The sequence below is a fragment of the Pseudactinotalea sp. HY158 genome (genome assembly GCF_009660225.1).
Lineage (GTDB): Bacteria > Actinomycetota > Actinomycetes > Actinomycetales > Beutenbergiaceae > HY158.
Map to the genome: position 1 here is coordinate 1762976 of NZ_CP045920.1, position 17016 is coordinate 1779991.

Consider the following 17016-nt stretch of genomic DNA (forward strand, 5'->3'; position numbering starts at 1 on the left):
CGACGCCACGAGGAGGCTTGATGGACTTCGTCCAATTCCTGATCAAACGCAGCGACGACATGGTCGAGCTCGGCCTGGCACACGCCGCGGTGGTCGCGGTCTCCGTCGGCTTCGCCGCGATCATCGGCATCTCCCTGGGCGTGCTCACCTATCAGCACGCCCGACCGCGCGAGATCGTGCTCGCCCTGAGCGGGGCGATGCTCACGATCCCCTCCTTCGCGCTGTTCATCCTGCTCCTCGGGCCGCTCGGCCTCGGGGCGAAGCCCGTCGTCGTGGCCCTGACCGCCTATGGCCTCATGCCGATCATCCGCAACACGGTCACGGGACTGCAGAGCGTGGATCCGGCGATCGTCGAGGCCGCCCGCGGCATGGGAATGACCCGGTTCCAGCGCCTGCGCAGGATCGAGCTGCCGCTCGCGTGGCCGGTCATCATCACGGGCATCCGGGTGACGACCCTCGTGCTGCTCGGGATCGCGGCGATCGGCTGGATCGTCAACGGTCCCGGCTACGGCGACCTCATCTTCACCGGCCTCAACCGCGTGGGAACCCCGGTCGCCGTCAACCTCGTGCTCGCCGGAACCCTCGGCGTGATCATCCTCGCGGTGCTGTTCGACCTGATCTTCCACGCCGCCCGCCGACTCACCACCTCCGAAGGAATTCGATGACCGACGCAGCCACCACCGGCGACCGGGTGATGATCCGCCTCCAGGGTCTGACCAAGCGCTACCCCGGGCAGGGAGCCAACGCCGTCGACGCCCTCGACCTGGACATCCACGAGGGCGAGATCGTCGTGCTCGTGGGCCCCTCCGGATGCGGCAAGACCACGACGATGAAGATGATCAACCGCATCATCGAACCGAGCGGCGGGCGCATCCTCCTCGACGGGGAGGACGTGACCACCACCGATCCGGATCGGTTGCGCCGCCGGATCGGATACGTGATCCAGCAGATCGGCCTCTTCCCGCACATGACCATCGGGGAGAACATCGCCACCGTGCCCAAGCTGCTGGGCTGGGATGCCGCACGCATCGACCGGCGGGTGGACGAGCTCATGCGGATGGTGAGCATGCCCCCCGAGGAGTACCGGCACCGCTACCCCAAGCAGCTCTCGGGCGGTCAGCAGCAGCGGATCGGCGTCGCCCGGGCGCTCGGGGCCGACCCGGACGTGCTGCTCATGGACGAGCCGTTCGGCGCGATCGACCCGATCACCCGGGACCGGCTGCAGAACGAGCTCCTGCGGCTGCAGTCCGAGGTGCGCAAGACCATCGTGTTCGTGACCCACGACATCGACGAGGCCATCAAGCTCGGCGACCGCATCGCGATCCTGCAGGAGGGCTCGCGGGTCGCCCAGTACGACACCCCCGAGCAGATCCTCACCGCCCCGGCGAACCCGTTCGTCTCCGACTTCATCGGCAGGGGCGCCTCCCTCAAGCGGCTCAACCTCACCCACGTCGCCGACATCCAGCTGCGCAGCTGGCCGACCGTGCCCGAGGCCACCGATCCGGCGGCCGCCCTCGACCGGCTCCGCGACGTGCCCGAGAGCGCGCTGCTCGTGCTCGACGGATCCGGCACACCCGCGCGCTGGGTCGGCGCCGCGGACCTGCGCCGCGCGACCGGGCCGGACCTCGCGGGGGTCGGGAGCCCGATCTCACCCGCGATCACCCCCCGGGCCACGCTCTCCGACGCCCTGAACGAGCTCATCACGGCCCGGCACTCGGTCGCCATCGTGACCGGCGACGACGGCGCCCTCCTCGGCGTGGTCGACATCGACCAGATCAACGAGGCCATCCGCGAGATGCGGGCCAGCGCCGTCAGTGCCGAGCGGTCCGGCCTGCGGGAGGGCGCATGAGCACCGCCGCCCCCGAGCGCCTCGCGTCGCCCGTGCTGCGCGGGCGGCGGCGCACCGTGGGCGGTTACATCACGATGCCGCTCATCCTGGCGGCCGTCTGCCTCGCCCTGTACCTGTACGTCGCGAGCCGGGATCTCGATTCCATCGAACGACGCCTCCTCAACGCGGACCGGCTCGGCTCCGCCATCTGGCAGCACGTCCAGCTCACCGCGGTCTCCACCGTGCTCACCCTCGTCATCGCCGTCCCGCTCGGGGTGATCCTCACCCGGCCGTTCGCCCGCCGCGTGCGTCCGTTCCTCATCGGCCTGCTCACCCTCGGGCAGGCGGTTCCGACGATCGCGATCCTCGTGCTGCTCGCGGTCGCCTTCCTCTTCCTCGGCTTCAATGCGGCGATCGTCGGGCTCGTCCTGTACGCGATCGTGCCGGTCCTGCTCAACACGATGGTCGGCCTGGAACAGGTCGACGCGGCCGTGCTCGAGGCCGGCCGCGGGATGGGCATGTCGAAGTTCACCGTGCTGCGCAGGCTCGAACTGCCGCTCGCCGTGCCCGTGATCCTCGCCGGCATCCGCACGGCGCTGGTCATCAACGTCGGTACGGCTACCCTGGTCACGTACATCAATGCCGGCGGACTGGGCGACATCATCGTCGGCGGCCTGTCCACGAACCGTTTCACGGTGCAGCTCGTGGGCGCCGCCCTCACCGCCGTCCTGGCGCTGGTCATCGACTACCTCGCCGGGATCACGGAAGACCTGCTGCGCCCGCGCGGGCTCTGACCGGCCGCGCCGCACACGCCACGCACGCCAGCGCGAGAGCGACGGAACGCAACCGTTTCGGCCCGACTCGACCGGCCGTCGTCCCCACGAAGGAGATACCCATGAAGAGACTGCACAGAACCACCGCGGCCACCGCCGCGTTCCTCGGCCTCGCCCTCACCCTCGCGGCCTGCGGCGGCGACTCGGGCAGCGGCGGCGGTGACGGGCCGCTCGCCGGAGCGGACCTGACCGTCGGCTCGAAGGAGTTCACGGAGTCGGAGATCCTCGGCCAGATCGCGGCCGTCGCACTCGAGCACGCCGGCGCCTCGATCACCGACCAGACCGGGCTGTCCGGCAGCGCCACGGTGCGCGAGGCGCTCGAGACCGGCGAGATCGACCTGTACTGGGACTACACCGGCACGGGCTGGGTCAACATCCTCGGCAACAGCACCGAGGAGGTCCCCGACGACCTGTACGAGGCGGTCAAGGAGGCCGACGCGGCCAACGGGATCGCCTGGCTGCCCCCGGCGAACTTCGAGAACACCTACCGGCTCGCCACGAGCGCCGCGTTCGCCCAGGAGAACGGGCTGACCACCACGAGCGACGCGGCCGCGTTCATCCAGGCGAACCCGGACCAGGGCGCGATCTGCGCGGCGAGCGAGTTCATCAACCGCGACGACGGCCTGCCCGGCCTCGAGGAGGCCTACGGCTTCGAGTTCACCGAGATCGTCGAGCTCGACCTCAACCTCATCTACACCCAGGTCGGCGACTCCTGCCAGTTCGGCGAGGTGTTCTCCACCGACGCCCGCATCGTCTCGAACGACCTGCTCGTGCTCGAGGACGACAAGGACTTCTTCATCCAGTACGCGGGCGCGGTGACCCTGCGTCAGGAGACCCTCGACGCCTACCCCGAGATCGCCGAGATCCTCGACCCGATCTCGCAGGCGCTCACGAACGAGGTGATGACCAGCCTGAACGGCCAGGTCGACAACGACGGCGAGCAGCCCCGCGACGTCGCCGAGGAGTGGCTCACGGACGAGGGCTTCCTCGGCTGACCACCCGCCCCCGGCGCGCACCGGCCGGCCCCCGCGGTTTCCCGCGGCGGCCGGCCGGTCCCGTTCTCAGGCCTCGGCGAAGCGGCCGACGGTGCGCTGCGCGTCGATCCCCGGCAGCGCCTCGGTGAAGAGCCGGTAGTAGGCGAGTTCCTCGCGCGTGCGCAGCGGCGGGTCGAGGTGGGACAGCTCGGCGGCGGCCCGGTCGAGCTCGGCGCCGGTGACGGTCTGCTCGTAGTGCTCGCTCAGCACCGTGTTCATGCCCGTTCCCTCGCCGAACTGCTCCTTGCGGCGCCACAGCACCTCGGCCGGCAGCCAGGAGTCGAACGCCTGCCGCAGCAGCCACTTCGCGGGCCGGCCCTCCTCGAGGAGCTTCCAGCCCGGCGGGAGCGCGAGGGCGAGCTCCACGAAGTCGAGGTCGAGGAACGGCAGCCGCGGCTCGATGCCGTGGGCCCCGGCCACCCGATCGACCCGCTGCAGGCCGCCGATGTGCATGCCCTCGAGCGTCGCGAGCAGATCCTCGTGGAGCGCCTCGCCGGTGTCGTGGCGCCCGTAGTGGGAATAGCCGGCGAACAGTTCGTCCGCGCCCTCCCCCGCGAGCACCACGGTGACGTGCCGGGCGGCGAGGGAGGCCACGAGGTGGTGCGGCACGGCCGAGTGCACGAGGGTCGGGTCGAAGGACTCGAGCTCGGCGATGATCCGCGGCACGAGGGCGATCGCGTCCTCGGCCGTGTAGACGAGCTCGTGATGGTCGGTGCCCACGTGCTCGGCCACGAGCCGCGCGGCCGCGAGGTCGCCGCTGCCCGCCATCCCGACCGCGAACGTGGGCAGGACCCGCCCCTGTTCCCGCGCGATGCGGGCGGCGATCGCGGTGATGATGCTCGAGTCGACGCCCCCGGACAGCAGGATCCCCACGGAGGACCGGCTCGGCAGGCTGCGCTCGACCGCCCGCACGAGGGTCTCGCGCAGCGCGGCGAACACCCAGGCCGGCGGCTGCTCGGAGGGGGCGCGGCTCTTGAGCAGCACGGGCGAGGCGCCCGGTAGTGCGGGCCCGGCGATGAGGCCGTCCTGCGGGGTCCAGGCGTGGCCGGGCGGGAACGGCTCGACCAGCGCGCGCCAGTCCTCGTCGAACGCCTTGAGTTCGGAGGCGAACACGACGGTCTCCCCGCGCCGCGCCCAGTACAGCGGCGAGATCCCGAGCACGTCCCGCGCGGCCGCGAACCGGCCGTCCTCGGCCGCCACGACGAGGGCGAACGTTCCCCAGAGCCGCTCGAAGGCGGCGACCCCCTCGTCCTCGAACAGCTCGAGGGCCGCCTCGAGGTCGGAGTCGGTGCTGAACCGGTCCGCACCGAGCCGGTCGCGGATGCGCTGGTGGTTGTAGATCTCGCCGTCGCCGATGAGCCAGCTGCCGGGCCGGCTGCTCCCGATCGGCTGCTCGCCCGCGTCGGGGTCGATGATCGCGAGGTAGTGGCTGCCGAGCCACGCCTGCCCGACCCTGCGGGTTCCCGAGCCGTCCGGGCCTCGGTGCCGCATCCGGTCGAGCATCCTGCGCCCGAGTTGCTCGTCGAACGGACCGTGCGCCGCGACAATTGCCGACATGACTCCTCATTCTTCGGTGGTGTGCGAACCACGCTACCGCTCGCCGGGGAGCGGCCATCCCGCGGCGTGGGCACGGCGTCGGCACGGCCTGGGCACGGCGTGGGCACGGCGTGGGGACGACGCAGCTCACCGCGCGTTGTCGCGCGTCCGTTCGCGAACGGGGCCGCGCGCTTCGGCGAGCAGGGGCCGCAGGACGGGCACGGCCGTCACCGCCTGGCGCACGCCCTCCCAGACGGGCCCGACGATCAGCCAGATCCCGGTCGCGAGCCAGATGCGGGCGAACCAGACGAGGAGCTCGCCCGTGCGGGCGGGGTCGGCCACGAGCAGCACGATCCCGCCGAGAACGGCGCTGGCCACGGCCGCGCACAGGAGCATCCGCAGCCACTGGCCCCATTCGTGGCGCACCCGGGCGGTGCCCGCGGCCGGCGCCTTGACCGGCGCCGGCGCGCCGGCGAACCGGTGGGCGAACCAGGCGTCGACCCGGGCGATGATCTGGTGTCCGAACGCGACCGTGAAGCCGAGGTAGACGGCGCCGAGCCCGTGCGTGAACTCGGCCGTGGTCCCGTTCGCCAGGAGGTCCCAGCCGATCGCCGTGAGGAGCACCACGTCGAGCAGCGGCACACACAGCAGCAGGGCGCTCGACAGCCGCCGCCGGCGCAGCAGGTAGCGGGCCGCGAGGCCCGAGACGAGCAGCACCCAGAAGCCGATTTCACACGCGAGGATCACCAGGAGGGTCATGATTCGAGCGTGGCCCTCCTCCCTCCGGCGCGGATCCTCCGGGCGGCCCGTCCCACCTCCTTCGATCGGAGGAGGCGGGACGGTCGGAGGATGGGCGAGGATGGGGTCATGATCGTGCGCTGGTTCCGGCAGCTCGACGCCCACCCGGCCAGTCGCGACGCCGTCATCGGCGCGAGCTGGCTGCTCGTCGGGCTCGCCGCGCTGCAGTTCGGCGGCTACGGCCTGTGGGGGGACCTCACGCCCTGGCAGTCGACCGGGGGCGTGTTCCTGCTCACGCTGCTGGGCATGGCCCTCATCGCGACCCGCCGCTCCCGGCGCCCGTTCGCGGCGCTCGGTGCGGGGGCGGCGGTGGCCGGGGTCGACCTGATGTTCGGCGGATCCCTCGGCGTCGTGCTCATCCTGACCGACCTGATCTACGCCGCCGTCAAATACGGTGGCGACCGGGGCGTGCGGCTGCTGTTCCGGTGGGCGCTGGTCGCAGCGATCGGCTGCGGTGCGGCCCTCGTGGTGTTCCGCCCGGACGACGGCCGGGTCGTGGTGCTCGGGGTGCAGTGGGGGCTCGTGCTGCTCGTCTCCGGGCTGTGGGGCTGGAACGTGCGCCGTGAACGCCTGCGGACCCGGGCGACGATGAGCGAGGAGCACGGGCGGGCGACGCGGCGGCTGCGTGACCGGATCGCCCACGATCTGCACGATCTCGTGGCCAACCAGATCGCCGTGGCGGGCCTGCACATCGAGGCCGCGAAGCTGCAGTCCGCCGGGCCACGCGTCGATTCCGCCGCCCTCACCCGCGGCCTCGACCAGGCCAAGCGCGGCACGGACGAGGCGCACCGGCAGCTGCGGGGCCTCATCACCGTGCTCACGGCGGTCGAGGACCTGGACGAGGTGGCCCTGATCGCCCCGGCGGAGGCACTCGAGGACCTTCCGCGGCTGCTGCCGGCCGGTCGCGCGCTGCGCTGGTCGGGGCAGGGCCGCGCGGGGCTGTGGGCCGCCCTCGACCGGGCCCCGGCCACGCGCTCGCACGTGGTCATGCGCGTGCTGCAGGAGCTGCTGGCGAATGCGGCCAAGCACGGCACGGGAGACGTCCAGGTCGACGTGGGGCCGATGCAGGCGGGGCCGGGCCCGAACGCGCAGCACGCCGGCGGGCACGGTCTCGAGGTCACGGTGACGAACGACCGGGCACCCGCCGGGCGGGTCCGGCCGGGCACTGGGATCGGGATCAGCGGGGCCGTGCTCCTGCTCAGCGGCACGGGCGCGAGCCTGGACGCCGGCCCGGTCGAGCCGGTCGAGCAGGTCGAGCCTGTCGAGCCCGGCGGGGACTCCCCCACCGGCCGGTGGCGCGCACGGTTGCGGCTCCCGGCGGAATCGGACGTGGAACGAGGGAGGCCGGCATGACGCGGGTCGTACGGGTGGTCATCGCGGACGATCACGAGGCGGTGCGCAGCGGCGTCGCGGCGATCCTCGGCACCGACCCCGACATCGAGGTGATGGCCGAGGCCGAGAACGGGTTCGACGCGCTGGCCGCCTGCCACCGGCACGGGCCCGACGTGGCGCTCGTCGACCTGCGGATGCCGGGGACCGACGGGATCTGGGCGACCGAGCGGATCACGGCCGAGACCTCGGCGCGGGTGCTCGTGCTCACCACCTTCGACTCCGACGACCTCCTCACCCGCGCGCTGGCGGCCGGGGCCCGCGGGTACCTGCTCAAGAGCACGAGCGGCGCCGAGCTCATCGCGGCGGTACGCCACGTGGCCGCCGATCGGCACGTGCTCGACCCGGCCGTGGCCGGGGCCGTCATCGCGCGCCTCAACGCCGGGGAGCCGGCCGACCCCGCCGCGCCGGCCGGCGCGGCGGTCGACGTCGATGAGCTGACGACGCGGGAACGTCAGGTGCTCGAGCTCCTCACCCGGGGGCTGTCGAACCAGGCGATCGCCGCCGAGCTGTACATCGGGCTGACCACGGTCAAGACCCACGTCGGCGCGCTCTACGCCAAGACGGGGGCCGACTCCCGCGTGCAGCTCGCCCGCATCGGCGAGGCGAGCCTGCGCGCCTCACGCTGATTCGCGTGCCGTCTCCCCTCCGGGGCGACCCGTCCGGGTCGGCCCCGCCGGGCGAGCCCGGCGCGGGCGGCCGCTGCGGCGAGACCGAGCGCGAGCGCGACGGCGACCGGGGCCACCATGAGCTCGAGCACCTGCGGAAAGAGCTGTGCGGACGCCGAGAGCATCTCGCCGACGTCTCCCCGGAGGATGCGCATCCCGAGGCCGTACTGGAGCGAGACGAACAGGGCCGGCGTCACCCACAGCGCCGCGAGCGCGGCCGCCCAGACCGCGATCTGCCGGCCGGGGCGCAGCCCGTACCAGGCCAGGGTCAGCCCGACGACGACCGCCGGGAGCCAGCGCACGACGCCCGACATGATTGCGGGGTACTGGCCCGGGCCGGAGAGCGCGGCGACCGCCTCGTTGAGCCAGTACGCGAGCGGCGTGGCCGCCAGGGACAGTCCGAGCGCGGCGGGCCCGCGGGAGGCCCGAGAGGTGAGCAGGAATCCCGCCTGCGCGAGCAGGATCGAGGCGACGACTCCGCCGAGGAGACCGAAGAAGTACAACCCCACTCGGGCGTCGACCGTCTGCCCGAGTTCCAGGCCGCGGGCCACGACCACGAAGCTCTGCGCCGTGGCGCCGGCGTGGGCGAGCAGCAGCCCGGCCGCCACGCTCCACGCGGGAAGGGCGACCCGGCTCGCCGCCGCCCGGACGGCGAGCCCGGCGGCGACCGCCGGCACCACGAGCAGCACGAGCAGCGTGATCGCCTTGTACTGGCTCACCGGCAGGAGCACGAACGGCATGCCGCCGGGGAGGGTCTCGTTCGCCCAGAGGTTCTGGAGCGGAAGCCGGCCCCCGCCGACGAGCCACGGCAGCAGGCCGGCGGCCGCCGCCACGACTCCGGCGGCGACACCCTCGAGGGACCGGCGAAGGTGGCTCGAGGTGGCAGCGGTTTCGGTCATGGTCGCCCAGTCAACCACGGACCGCCCCCGGGTGTATCGTCCGAGGGACACCGCTCCCGCACGCCGAGCGGCGACTCCGCGAAGGAGCAGCCCATGTCACCGGATGCGCCATGACCGCCGCGCCGGGCCGGGAGTCGTTCGGAATCGGCCGGACCGAGGCCCTCTCGGACGGGGTGATCGCCGTCGCGATCACGCTGCTCGTGCTGGATCTGCGCGTGCCGGCCCCGGAGGCGGGGATCGGCCTGGCCGCCCGGCTCGGCCAGTTGTGGCCCAACTACCTGGCCTACGTCATCTCGTTCCTCGCGATCGGGATCCTCTGGATCAACCACCATGCGGCGCTTCGCCGGCTGCGGGCCGTGGATCACGCGGTGATCGTGGTCAACCTGCTCCTGCTGCTGTGCATCGTGGCCCTGCCGTTCACGACCTCACTCTTCGCGACCTACCTGGACCAACCGGCCGGAGGTCACCTCGCGGCGGTCGTGTACGCGGGTTCCTTCCTCGTGACCTCGCTCGTGTTCCTCGCGCTGCAATGGCTCATCCTCATGCGCCGGGCGCACCTGCTGCCCGCCGAGTTGACCCCCGCCCGGCGCCGGGCGCTCCTGCGCCGAGGCCTCCTCGCCCCGCCCGTCTACCTCGTGGCGGCGCTGCTCGGACTGGTGACGCCGTATCTCACCCTGGCCGTCTGCATCACCCTGGGGCTGTTCTACTTCATCCCCGCCGGCCGTTCGATCCGAACCGAGGCCGGCGGACCCGCGAATCCGGAGCGGCCCTGATCGCCGGTTCCGGCCAGCTCGGTCACCGGCGCGGCCCCGCGGGGCGGCCATTCGACGCTGGTCGACGTTGGTCGATATCGATGAGACTAAAGACGCCTCCTACCTCGACGCTCGGTGAGCACGGTGTTACGTTGATCGTGGTCTCGGTGATGAGCGGCTGCTGATCCCGGGTAGGTCGAGCGCATGAGCGCTGGAGGCGTCGATGTCGGTGCAGTCGGCTCACGAGGAGCACGCGCCACTGCCGCGCGGCCGGTGCGGGCTGCGCGGCCCGCGCCCCGCCCGCGTCGGCGACCGTCGATTCGCCGTGCTCCCCCTGCTGACAGTGCCGGCAGTGCTCGTCCCGACGGTGCTCGGAGGGACCGGGCATCCCCGACCAGGAGGTGGATGATGCCCATCGCGCCGACCCAGGAGATCGTCTCCCGCGCCTTCGATCAAGGCTACGGCGTCGCGGCGATCAACGTCGTGAACGACCTGAGCATGGCGGCCGTGCTGGCGGCGGCGGAGGAGCTCGCCGCGCCGCTCATCGTGCAGACCTCGGTCAAGACGGTCCGGAGCATCGGCGCCGAGGTGCTCTACGCGATGTGGCGGGCGATGGCGGCCCAGGTCGCGGTGCCGGTGGCGCTGCACCTGGACCACTGCCCCGACCGGGCCGTCATCGCGACCTGCCTCCGGCTCGGGTGGAACTCCGTGCTCTTCGACGGCTCGAAGCTGAGCGTGGAGGAGAACCAGCGCCAGTGCCGCGAGGTGGTCGAGGAGGCCCGCCCCTACGGCGCGTTGGTCGAGGGTGAGATCGAGCCGTTCGCCCGGATCGAGGACACGGGCGAGGCGGGCATCACCCCACCGGAGCTGAGCCTGGCCGCCGCGGTCGACTTCATCCGCGACACGGGCGTCGACGTGTTCGCCCCGGCCATCGGCAACGCCCACGGGATGTACCGCGCCACGCCCACCCTCGACAACCAGCGCGTCACCGACATCGTGGCGGCCACCGGCATCCCCGTGGCGCTGCACGGCGGGACCGGCATGAGCGCCGAGCAGTTCAGCGACCTCATCTCCCGGGGCTGCGCGAAGGTGAACATCTCCACGGCGCTGAAGATCGCCCTCATGTCCGCCGGTCAGGCCTTCATGAACGACCATCCCGGCGCCTTCGATCCGCCGTCCCAGTTCGCCGTCCAGCATGCGGCGGTCAAGGAGATGGCCGCGAACCACATCCGCATGTTCGGCAGCGACGGGAAGGCCGGGCGGGCGTCGTGACCACCCTCATCTTCGACTGCGACGGCGTGCTCTCCGACACCGAGCGGGACGGGCACCGTCCGGCATTCAACCAGACCTTCGCCGAGATGAGTGTGCCGCTCGACTGGTCCGAGGAGGAGTACGCGCACAAGCTGCAGATCGCCGGCGGCAAGGAGCGGATGGCGAGCGAACTCACCCCCGAGTTCGTGCGCGCCAACGGCCTGCCCACCGACCCGGAGGGCCAGGCCGCCACGATCGCCGCCTGGCATGCGCGCAAGACGGCGATCTACACGCAGATGGCCGCGGCCGGGAAGCTGCCGCCGCGGCCCGGCGTGCACCGGATCATCGCGGCCGCCCAGGACGCGGGCTGGACCCTGGCGGTCGCCTCCACCTCCGCCGAGGCGTCGGTCCGGGCCATCCTCGAGGCCGCCGTCGGCCCGGAGCGCGCGGCCCGCTTCGACGCCGTGCTCGCCGGCGACGTCGTCAAGGCGAAGAAGCCGGCCCCCGACATCTACCTGCTCGCCCTCGAGCGGCTCGGAGTCGACCCGGCCGACGTGCTCGTCGTCGAGGACTCCCGCAACGGTCTCCTCGCCGCGACCGCGGCCGGGCTGCGCTGCCTGCTCACCGTGAACGGCTACACCGAGGGTGAGCCGAACGACGAGGCGATCCTCGTCGTCTCCACGCTCGGCGATCCCGACGGCGAACACACCCGCGTGATCGCGAACCGGAGCAGGGCCACTCCCGGCGAGGTCGTCACGCTGGCCGACCTGGCCCGCTGCCTGGAATGACCGGACGGCTGGAACCCGAGGAGGTCCCATGGATGCGGTAGGCACGGACGTCGACCTGGTGCTGCTCACGGCGGCGCGAACGATCGTCGACCATGCGGAGGAATTCGCCCAATTGGATGCCGTCGCCGGCGACGGCGACTTCGGCTTCTCGCTGCGCGCCGGCTTCGAGGTCGTGCTCGCCGACTACGAGTCCTTCGATCATTCGAGCGTGGGCGCGCTGCTCAAGAAGATCGGGTTCACGATCGCCGGCAAGGTCGGCGGCGTGAGCGGGCCGATCTGGGGCACCGCGTTCATGCGGGCGGGTGCCGCGGCCGGCGACCGCACGGAACTGACCGGCCCCGAGGTGGTCGAGGCGATGCGCGCGGCCGTCGAGGGCGTCAAGCATCGGGGCCAGGCGGAGGTCGGCGACAAGACCCTGCTCGACGCGCTCGTGCCGGCGATCGACGCGCTCGAGGCGGCCCTCACCGCGGGCGACGACGGCGCCACGGCCCTCCAACACGCGGCCGACGCCGCGGTCACGGCCGCCGAGGGAACGCTCGGCATGCTCGCCAAACGGGGGCGGGCGGCCTATACGGGGGAACGGAGCCGCGACTCCGTGGACGCGGGCGCCACGGCCATCGGCGTCATCCTGCAGGCGATCAGCGCCGCCTGGCGCGATTCACGACACAGCGAAGGAGTCTCACCGTGAAGAAGTTCATCAACGATCCCCGGCAGTACGTCCCGGAGATGCTCACCGGCATCCAGCTGGCCAGCGGCGGCGCCCTGAGATACGAACCTGCGTACAACCTCATCTATCGTGCCGACGCGCCGCGCCCCGACAAGGTCTCGATCATCCAGGGCTCCGGCTCGGGACACGAGCCGGCGCACACGATGATCGTCGGCCCGGGAATGCTCGACGGCGCATGCCCGGGCGACGTGTTCGCGGGTCCCCCGGTGGAGTTCGTGTACGAGACGACCAAGCTGCTCTACACGCCGAAGGGCATCCTGCACATCGTCAACAACTACACGGGCGACCGCACCGCGTGGGAGATGGCCAAGGAGATGTGCGAGGACGAGGGCATGAAGGTGGGTGCCCTCCTCGTCGACGACGACGTGGCGGTCAAGGACTCGACGTACACCGTGGGCCGGCGCGGCGTGGCCGGCAACTTCTTCGTGATCAAGGCGACCGGCGCCGCCGCCGAGAACGGCGCCGAACTCGACGAGCTGGTGCGCATCGGCGAGAAGGTGATCGCCGGCGTGCGCAGCATGGGCATCGCGATCAGCGGCTGCACCCCGCCGCAGCGCGGCACTCCCCTGTTCGAACTGGCCGAGGACGAGATGGAGGTCGGCATCGGCATCCACGGCGAGCCGGGGCGCCGGCGCACGACGCTCGTGTCGGCGGACGAGGTGGTCGACCTCCTCCTCGATTCGGTGGTGCCCGATCTGCCGTTCTCCTCGGGCGACCGGGTGGCCCTCATGCTCAACGGGCTCGGCGGCACGCCCATCGGCGAGCTGTACCTGCTCTACGGGATCGCCCACCGCAAGCTCGCCGAGCGCGGGATCTCCGTGTTCCGCAGCTACGTGGGCGAGTACTGCACCTCCCTGGAGATGGCCGGCGCCTCGCTCACGATGCTCAGGGTGGACGACGAGCTCGCCCCCCTGCTCACCGCCCCCGCGGAGGTCTCCTACCGGGTGTTCTGACCGGCGGGGCCGAGGAGTGGAGGAGGCCGACATGCCGCCCGAGGGCCTTGGTATCGACACCTGGCCGCACGATGTCGCGGCGCGCCTGCTCGACCTGAGCGCCGACCTGGCGTGCGTGGCCGGCTTCGACGGCTACCTGCGCCAGGTCACGGGCGAATGGACGGCGCTGCTCGGCTGGAGCGCGCAGGTTCTCCTCTCCCGGCCGCTGCTCGAGTTCGTGCACCCCGAGGACGTCGCCGCGACGTCGGCCCGACTCGAGGCCGCCCGCGGGGGCCGCGCGATCGCCCGGTTCCAGAACCGGTTCCTCACCGCAGGCGGGGCGGTCCGGTGGCTCGCGTGGACGGCGATCGGGGTGCCGGGCGAGGGCGCCTACCGCGCCGTGGCCCGCGACCTGACGCCCCGCCACGAGGCCGAGGCGCTCGTGCACGAGAGCGAGCGCAGATACCTCGACCTGATCGAGTCCGCCCACGACATCGTGCAGAGCATCCTGCCCGACGGGCACCTCGAGTTCGTCAACCACGCCTGGCACACCCACCTCGGCTACACCCCCGAGGAGCTCCCGGACCTCACGCTCTTCGACATCGTCGACGAGGCCGATCACGACCATTGCACGATCCTCATCGGCCAGATCATGAGCGGGCTCTCGTTCGACCACGTCGAGATCACGTTCGTGGCCAAGGACGGGCACACCTTCCCGGTCGAGGGGAACGCGACGGGCAGGTTCCGCGACGGGGTGTTCGTGGCGACGCACACGTTCTTCCGCGACATCAGCGACCGCCGCCGGGCCGAGGCCCTGCAGGCCGACTACCGGCGCCGGCTCGAGAACGAGGTGGCCGAACGCTCCGCCGCGCTCGTGCAGAGCGAGAAGCTCGCGACCCTCGGCCGGTTGAGCGCGGGCATGGCGCACGAGCTGAACAACCCGGCCGCCGCGGCCCGGCGCGGCGCGCTGCTGCTGGAGGAGGCGTTCACCGCCACGTGCACGGCGCTGCTCACCCTCGCCCGCTCGGCGCAGGGCGCCGGCGAGGCCGCCCGGCTGGCCGAACTCCTCGGCGCGTCGGCCACCCGGGCGAGCGACGCCGTCCATCTGGATCCGCTCGCGCGCGGCGACCGCGAGGCCGAGGTCGAGGACTGGCTGGCCGCCCACTGGCTCGAGGACCAGTGGGAGGCGGCCGGTGCCCTCGTCGACCTGGGCATGGACGCGGCGGGCCTGGACGCCCTCGCCGACACGTTCGCGCCGGGCCACCTGGGCGCCGCGATCACGGCGCTGTCGCGGGCGCGCACCGCGTACGGGCTCATCGCGCAGATCGGGCACGGCTCGGAGCGGATCTCGCGGATCGTCGCGGCGCTCAAGGAGTACAGCTACATGGACCGAGCGCCGGTGCAGGACGTCGACGTGCACGACGGCCTCGACAGCACGCTCGTGATGCTGCAGTCCAAGCTCACGCAGGGCATCGAGGTGCGGCGCGACTACGGCCGGGACGTGCCGCGCATCGAGACCCTCGGCAGCGAGCTCAACCAGGTCTGGACGAACCTGATCGACAACGCGGCGGACGCCATGGGCGGCTCCGGTCACCTGACGATCCGCACGCGGGCGGCGGCGGGCGGCGGGGTCGCCGTGGAGATCGAGGACGACGGCCCGGGCATCCCGGGGGAGGTGGTCGCCGACGTGTTCGATCCGTTCTTCACCACGAAGCCGCCCGGGCAGGGCACCGGCCTCGGCCTGAACATCGTGTTCAACATGATCACGGGCTCGGGCGGCACGGTCGACGTGCGGTCCGAGCCGGGCCGCACCGTGTTCCGGGTGTGGCTGCCGCCGCGCCGCCCGCAGGGAGAGCCCGCGTGACCGGCGCGCAGGCCGCGCCGCGGCGCCCGGTCATCCTCGCCGCCGACGACGACCCGGCCGTGCTCAGCGCGGTACGGGGCGACCTGCGCGGGCGGTACGGCCGCCACTACCGGGTGCTCACCGCGGGCGGCGGCGCCGAGGCGATCGACACGCTCGACGCGCTCAAGCTACGCGGCGATGCGGTCGCCGTCGTCGTCTCGGATCAACGGATGCCGGAGGTGAGCGGGACGGCGGTGCTGGGCGCGGCGCGGCGGCTCTTCCCGGAGGTGCGCACGGTGCTGCTGACCGCCTATGCCGACACGGATGTGGCGATCGGCGCGATCAACGACCTGCACCTGGACTACTACATCCTCAAGCCGTGGGATCCGCCCGAGGAGCGGCTGTTCCCGATCGTGGACGACCTGCTCGAGGACTGGCACGCGCACCACCGGCCCGGCCACGTCGTGACGCGGGTGGTCGGCAGCCGGTGGTCGGCCCGCACGCACGAGATCCGCGACTTCCTGCAGCGCAACCAGATCCCGATGCAGTGGCTCGACGTGGATTCGAGCGAGGAGGCCCGGGTGTTGTCGGGGGCGGCGGGGCCCGATGGGCTGCCGCTCGTGATCACCCCGGACGGCGCGGCCCTGCACTCCCCCGGCCTGGCCGACCTGGCCGCCGCGCTCGGGCAGAAGACGCGCGCGGATGCGGAGTCCTTCGACCTGGCGATCGTCGGGGCCGGGCCCGCGGGGCTCGCGGCGGCGGTGTACGGCGCGAGCGAGGGGCTGCGCACCGTGTGTCTCGAGCAGCTCGTGCCGGGCGGGCAGGCCGGGCAGTCCTCCCGGATCGAGAACTACCTGGGCTTCCCGAGCGGGATCTCCGGGGGCGATCTGGCGCGGCGGGCCGTGACCCAGGCGCGACGCTTCCACGTGGACCTGCTCGCCCCCACGGCGGCGGCGGGCCTCGACCTGACCGGCCCGTATCCGCGGATCGAACTCGTGGACGGGTCGGCGATCAACTGCGGGGCGGTGATCCTGGCCTGCGGGGTCTCCTACCGGAGCCTCGACGTTCCGGGCAGCACCGAGTTCGAGGGCCGGGGCGTGTTCTACGGGGCCGCGGTGAGCGAGCGGGACACGGTCACGGGCGAGCACATCGTGGTGGTCGGCGGGGCGAATTCGGCGGGCCAGGCCGCCGTCTTCTTCTCGGACTACGCCCGCTCGGTCACGATCCTGTGCCGGGCGGGCGGGCTGGGCGCGAAGATGTCGAGCTACCTCGTCGAGCAGATCGCCGCCCGGGAGAACATCGTCGTGCGCTGCGGCGCGAGCGTGCGCGCCGTCGGCGGCACCGACCGGGTGGAGAGCGTGACGATCGCCGACGCCGCCACCGGAGACACGCAGGAGCTGGCCACGTCGGCGCTGTTCGTGTTCATCGGCGCCTCCCCGCACACCGACTGGCTGCCGCCACAGATCGCCCGCGACGGGCGCGGCTTCATCCTCACCGGCCCGGGCCTCGGAGCCCGGCGCCACCACACCCTCGACGGCGACCGCGACCCGTTCCTGTACGAGACGAGCGCCCCGGGGGTCTTCGCCGTCGGCGACGTGCGGGCGAGCTCCGTCAAGCGGGTCGCCTCCGCGGTCGGCGAAGGATCGGTCGCGGTCCGGTTCGTGCACGAGGTGCTGCGGGGCTGAGCTGGGGCGCGCGGCGCCCGCGGCGGGACGGCGTAGCTCGCCCCGCGCAGCCC

16 protein-coding genes are annotated in these 17016 nt (G+C 72.5%); 13 read left to right on the top strand and 3 right to left on the bottom strand.

Going from position 1 to position 17016, the window contains the following annotated elements:
- Positions 1 to 20 precede the first annotated feature (20 nt).
- The 4 genes from GCE65_RS07900 to GCE65_RS07915 all read left to right on the top strand — a co-directional run bounded on the left by GCE65_RS07900 (position 21) and on the right by GCE65_RS07915 (position 3656).
- Positions 21 to 665: an ABC transporter permease gene (locus GCE65_RS07900; RefSeq protein WP_152818080.1), complete on the top strand. Its 645-nt coding sequence runs from the start codon at positions 21 to 23 to the stop codon at positions 663 to 665.
- On the top strand, positions 662 to 1849 hold the full coding sequence (locus GCE65_RS07905) for an ABC transporter ATP-binding protein (protein ID WP_152818079.1): 1188 nt from the start codon (positions 662 to 664) through the stop codon (positions 1847 to 1849). The genes GCE65_RS07900 and GCE65_RS07905 overlap by 4 nt, the downstream gene beginning before the upstream one ends.
- Positions 1846 to 2622: an ABC transporter permease gene (locus GCE65_RS07910; protein WP_153877996.1), complete on the top strand. Its 777-nt coding sequence runs from the start codon at positions 1846 to 1848 to the stop codon at positions 2620 to 2622. The genes GCE65_RS07905 and GCE65_RS07910 overlap by 4 nt, the downstream gene beginning before the upstream one ends.
- 101 nt (positions 2623 to 2723) lie before the next feature.
- A complete protein-coding gene (locus GCE65_RS07915; RefSeq protein WP_152818077.1) occupies positions 2724 to 3656 on the top strand; it encodes a glycine betaine ABC transporter substrate-binding protein in 933 nt (310 codons plus the stop codon).
- Positions 3657 to 3722: 66 nt separating this feature from the next.
- Here the strand turns inward: GCE65_RS07915 and asnB are convergent, their stop codons facing one another.
- Both asnB and GCE65_RS07925 read right to left on the bottom strand, forming a co-directional pair.
- Positions 3723 to 5252, bottom strand: a complete 1530-nt coding sequence (gene asnB, locus GCE65_RS07920; protein WP_152818076.1) for an asparagine synthase (glutamine-hydrolyzing) — start codon at positions 5250 to 5252, stop codon at positions 3723 to 3725.
- Positions 5253 to 5378: 126 nt separating this feature from the next.
- On the bottom strand, positions 5379 to 5990 hold the full coding sequence (locus GCE65_RS07925) for a hypothetical protein (protein ID WP_194164939.1): 612 nt from the start codon (positions 5988 to 5990) through the stop codon (positions 5379 to 5381).
- A 108-nt stretch (positions 5991 to 6098) separates the two neighbouring features.
- On the opposite strand from GCE65_RS07925, the gene GCE65_RS07930 reads away from it, so the two are divergent.
- Positions 6099 to 7382: a sensor histidine kinase gene (locus tag GCE65_RS07930; RefSeq protein ID WP_194928868.1), complete on the top strand. Its 1284-nt coding sequence runs from the start codon at positions 6099 to 6101 to the stop codon at positions 7380 to 7382.
- Positions 7379 to 8047: a response regulator transcription factor gene (locus GCE65_RS07935; protein ID WP_153877998.1), complete on the top strand. Its 669-nt coding sequence runs from the start codon at positions 7379 to 7381 to the stop codon at positions 8045 to 8047. Before GCE65_RS07930 ends, GCE65_RS07935 begins: the two co-directional genes overlap by 4 nt.
- Here the strand turns inward: GCE65_RS07935 and GCE65_RS07940 are convergent.
- Positions 7972 to 8985: a hypothetical protein gene (locus GCE65_RS07940; RefSeq protein WP_153877999.1), complete on the bottom strand. Its 1014-nt coding sequence runs from the start codon at positions 8983 to 8985 to the stop codon at positions 7972 to 7974. The two genes, GCE65_RS07935 and GCE65_RS07940, sit on opposite strands and share 76 nt — an antisense overlap.
- Positions 8986 to 9095: 110 nt before the next feature.
- Between GCE65_RS07940 and GCE65_RS07945 the strand changes: the two genes are divergently transcribed.
- The 7 genes from GCE65_RS07945 (at position 9096) to GCE65_RS07975 (ending at position 16963) form a co-directional block, all read left to right on the top strand.
- On the top strand, positions 9096 to 9758 hold the full coding sequence (locus tag GCE65_RS07945) for a TMEM175 family protein (protein ID WP_153878000.1): 663 nt from the start codon (positions 9096 to 9098) through the stop codon (positions 9756 to 9758).
- 387 nt (positions 9759 to 10145) lie between these two features.
- Positions 10146 to 11009 (top strand): class II fructose-bisphosphate aldolase, encoded by an 864-nt coding sequence (locus GCE65_RS07950; RefSeq protein WP_153878001.1) that lies wholly within the window; start codon positions 10146 to 10148, stop codon positions 11007 to 11009.
- Complete coding sequence (locus GCE65_RS07955; RefSeq protein WP_153878002.1) at positions 11006 to 11776, top strand: HAD-IA family hydrolase; 771 nt, start codon at positions 11006 to 11008, stop codon at positions 11774 to 11776. The genes GCE65_RS07950 and GCE65_RS07955 overlap by 4 nt, the downstream gene beginning before the upstream one ends.
- A gap of 28 nt (positions 11777 to 11804) precedes the next feature.
- The gene (gene dhaL / locus GCE65_RS07960; protein WP_153878003.1) at positions 11805 to 12464 is read left to right on the top strand and encodes a dihydroxyacetone kinase subunit DhaL; all 660 of its coding nucleotides are present in this window, start codon (positions 11805 to 11807) and stop codon (positions 12462 to 12464) included.
- Positions 12461 to 13456, top strand: a complete 996-nt coding sequence (locus GCE65_RS07965; protein ID WP_153878004.1) for a dihydroxyacetone kinase subunit DhaK — start codon at positions 12461 to 12463, stop codon at positions 13454 to 13456. The genes dhaL and GCE65_RS07965 overlap by 4 nt, the downstream gene beginning before the upstream one ends.
- A gap of 31 nt (positions 13457 to 13487) precedes the next feature.
- A complete protein-coding gene (locus GCE65_RS07970; RefSeq protein ID WP_153878005.1) occupies positions 13488 to 15299 on the top strand; it encodes a PAS domain S-box protein in 1812 nt (603 codons plus the stop codon).
- A complete protein-coding gene (locus GCE65_RS07975; RefSeq protein WP_153878006.1) occupies positions 15296 to 16963 on the top strand; it encodes an FAD-dependent oxidoreductase in 1668 nt (555 codons plus the stop codon). The genes GCE65_RS07970 and GCE65_RS07975 overlap by 4 nt, the downstream gene beginning before the upstream one ends.
- Positions 16964 to 17016 lie beyond the last annotated feature (53 nt).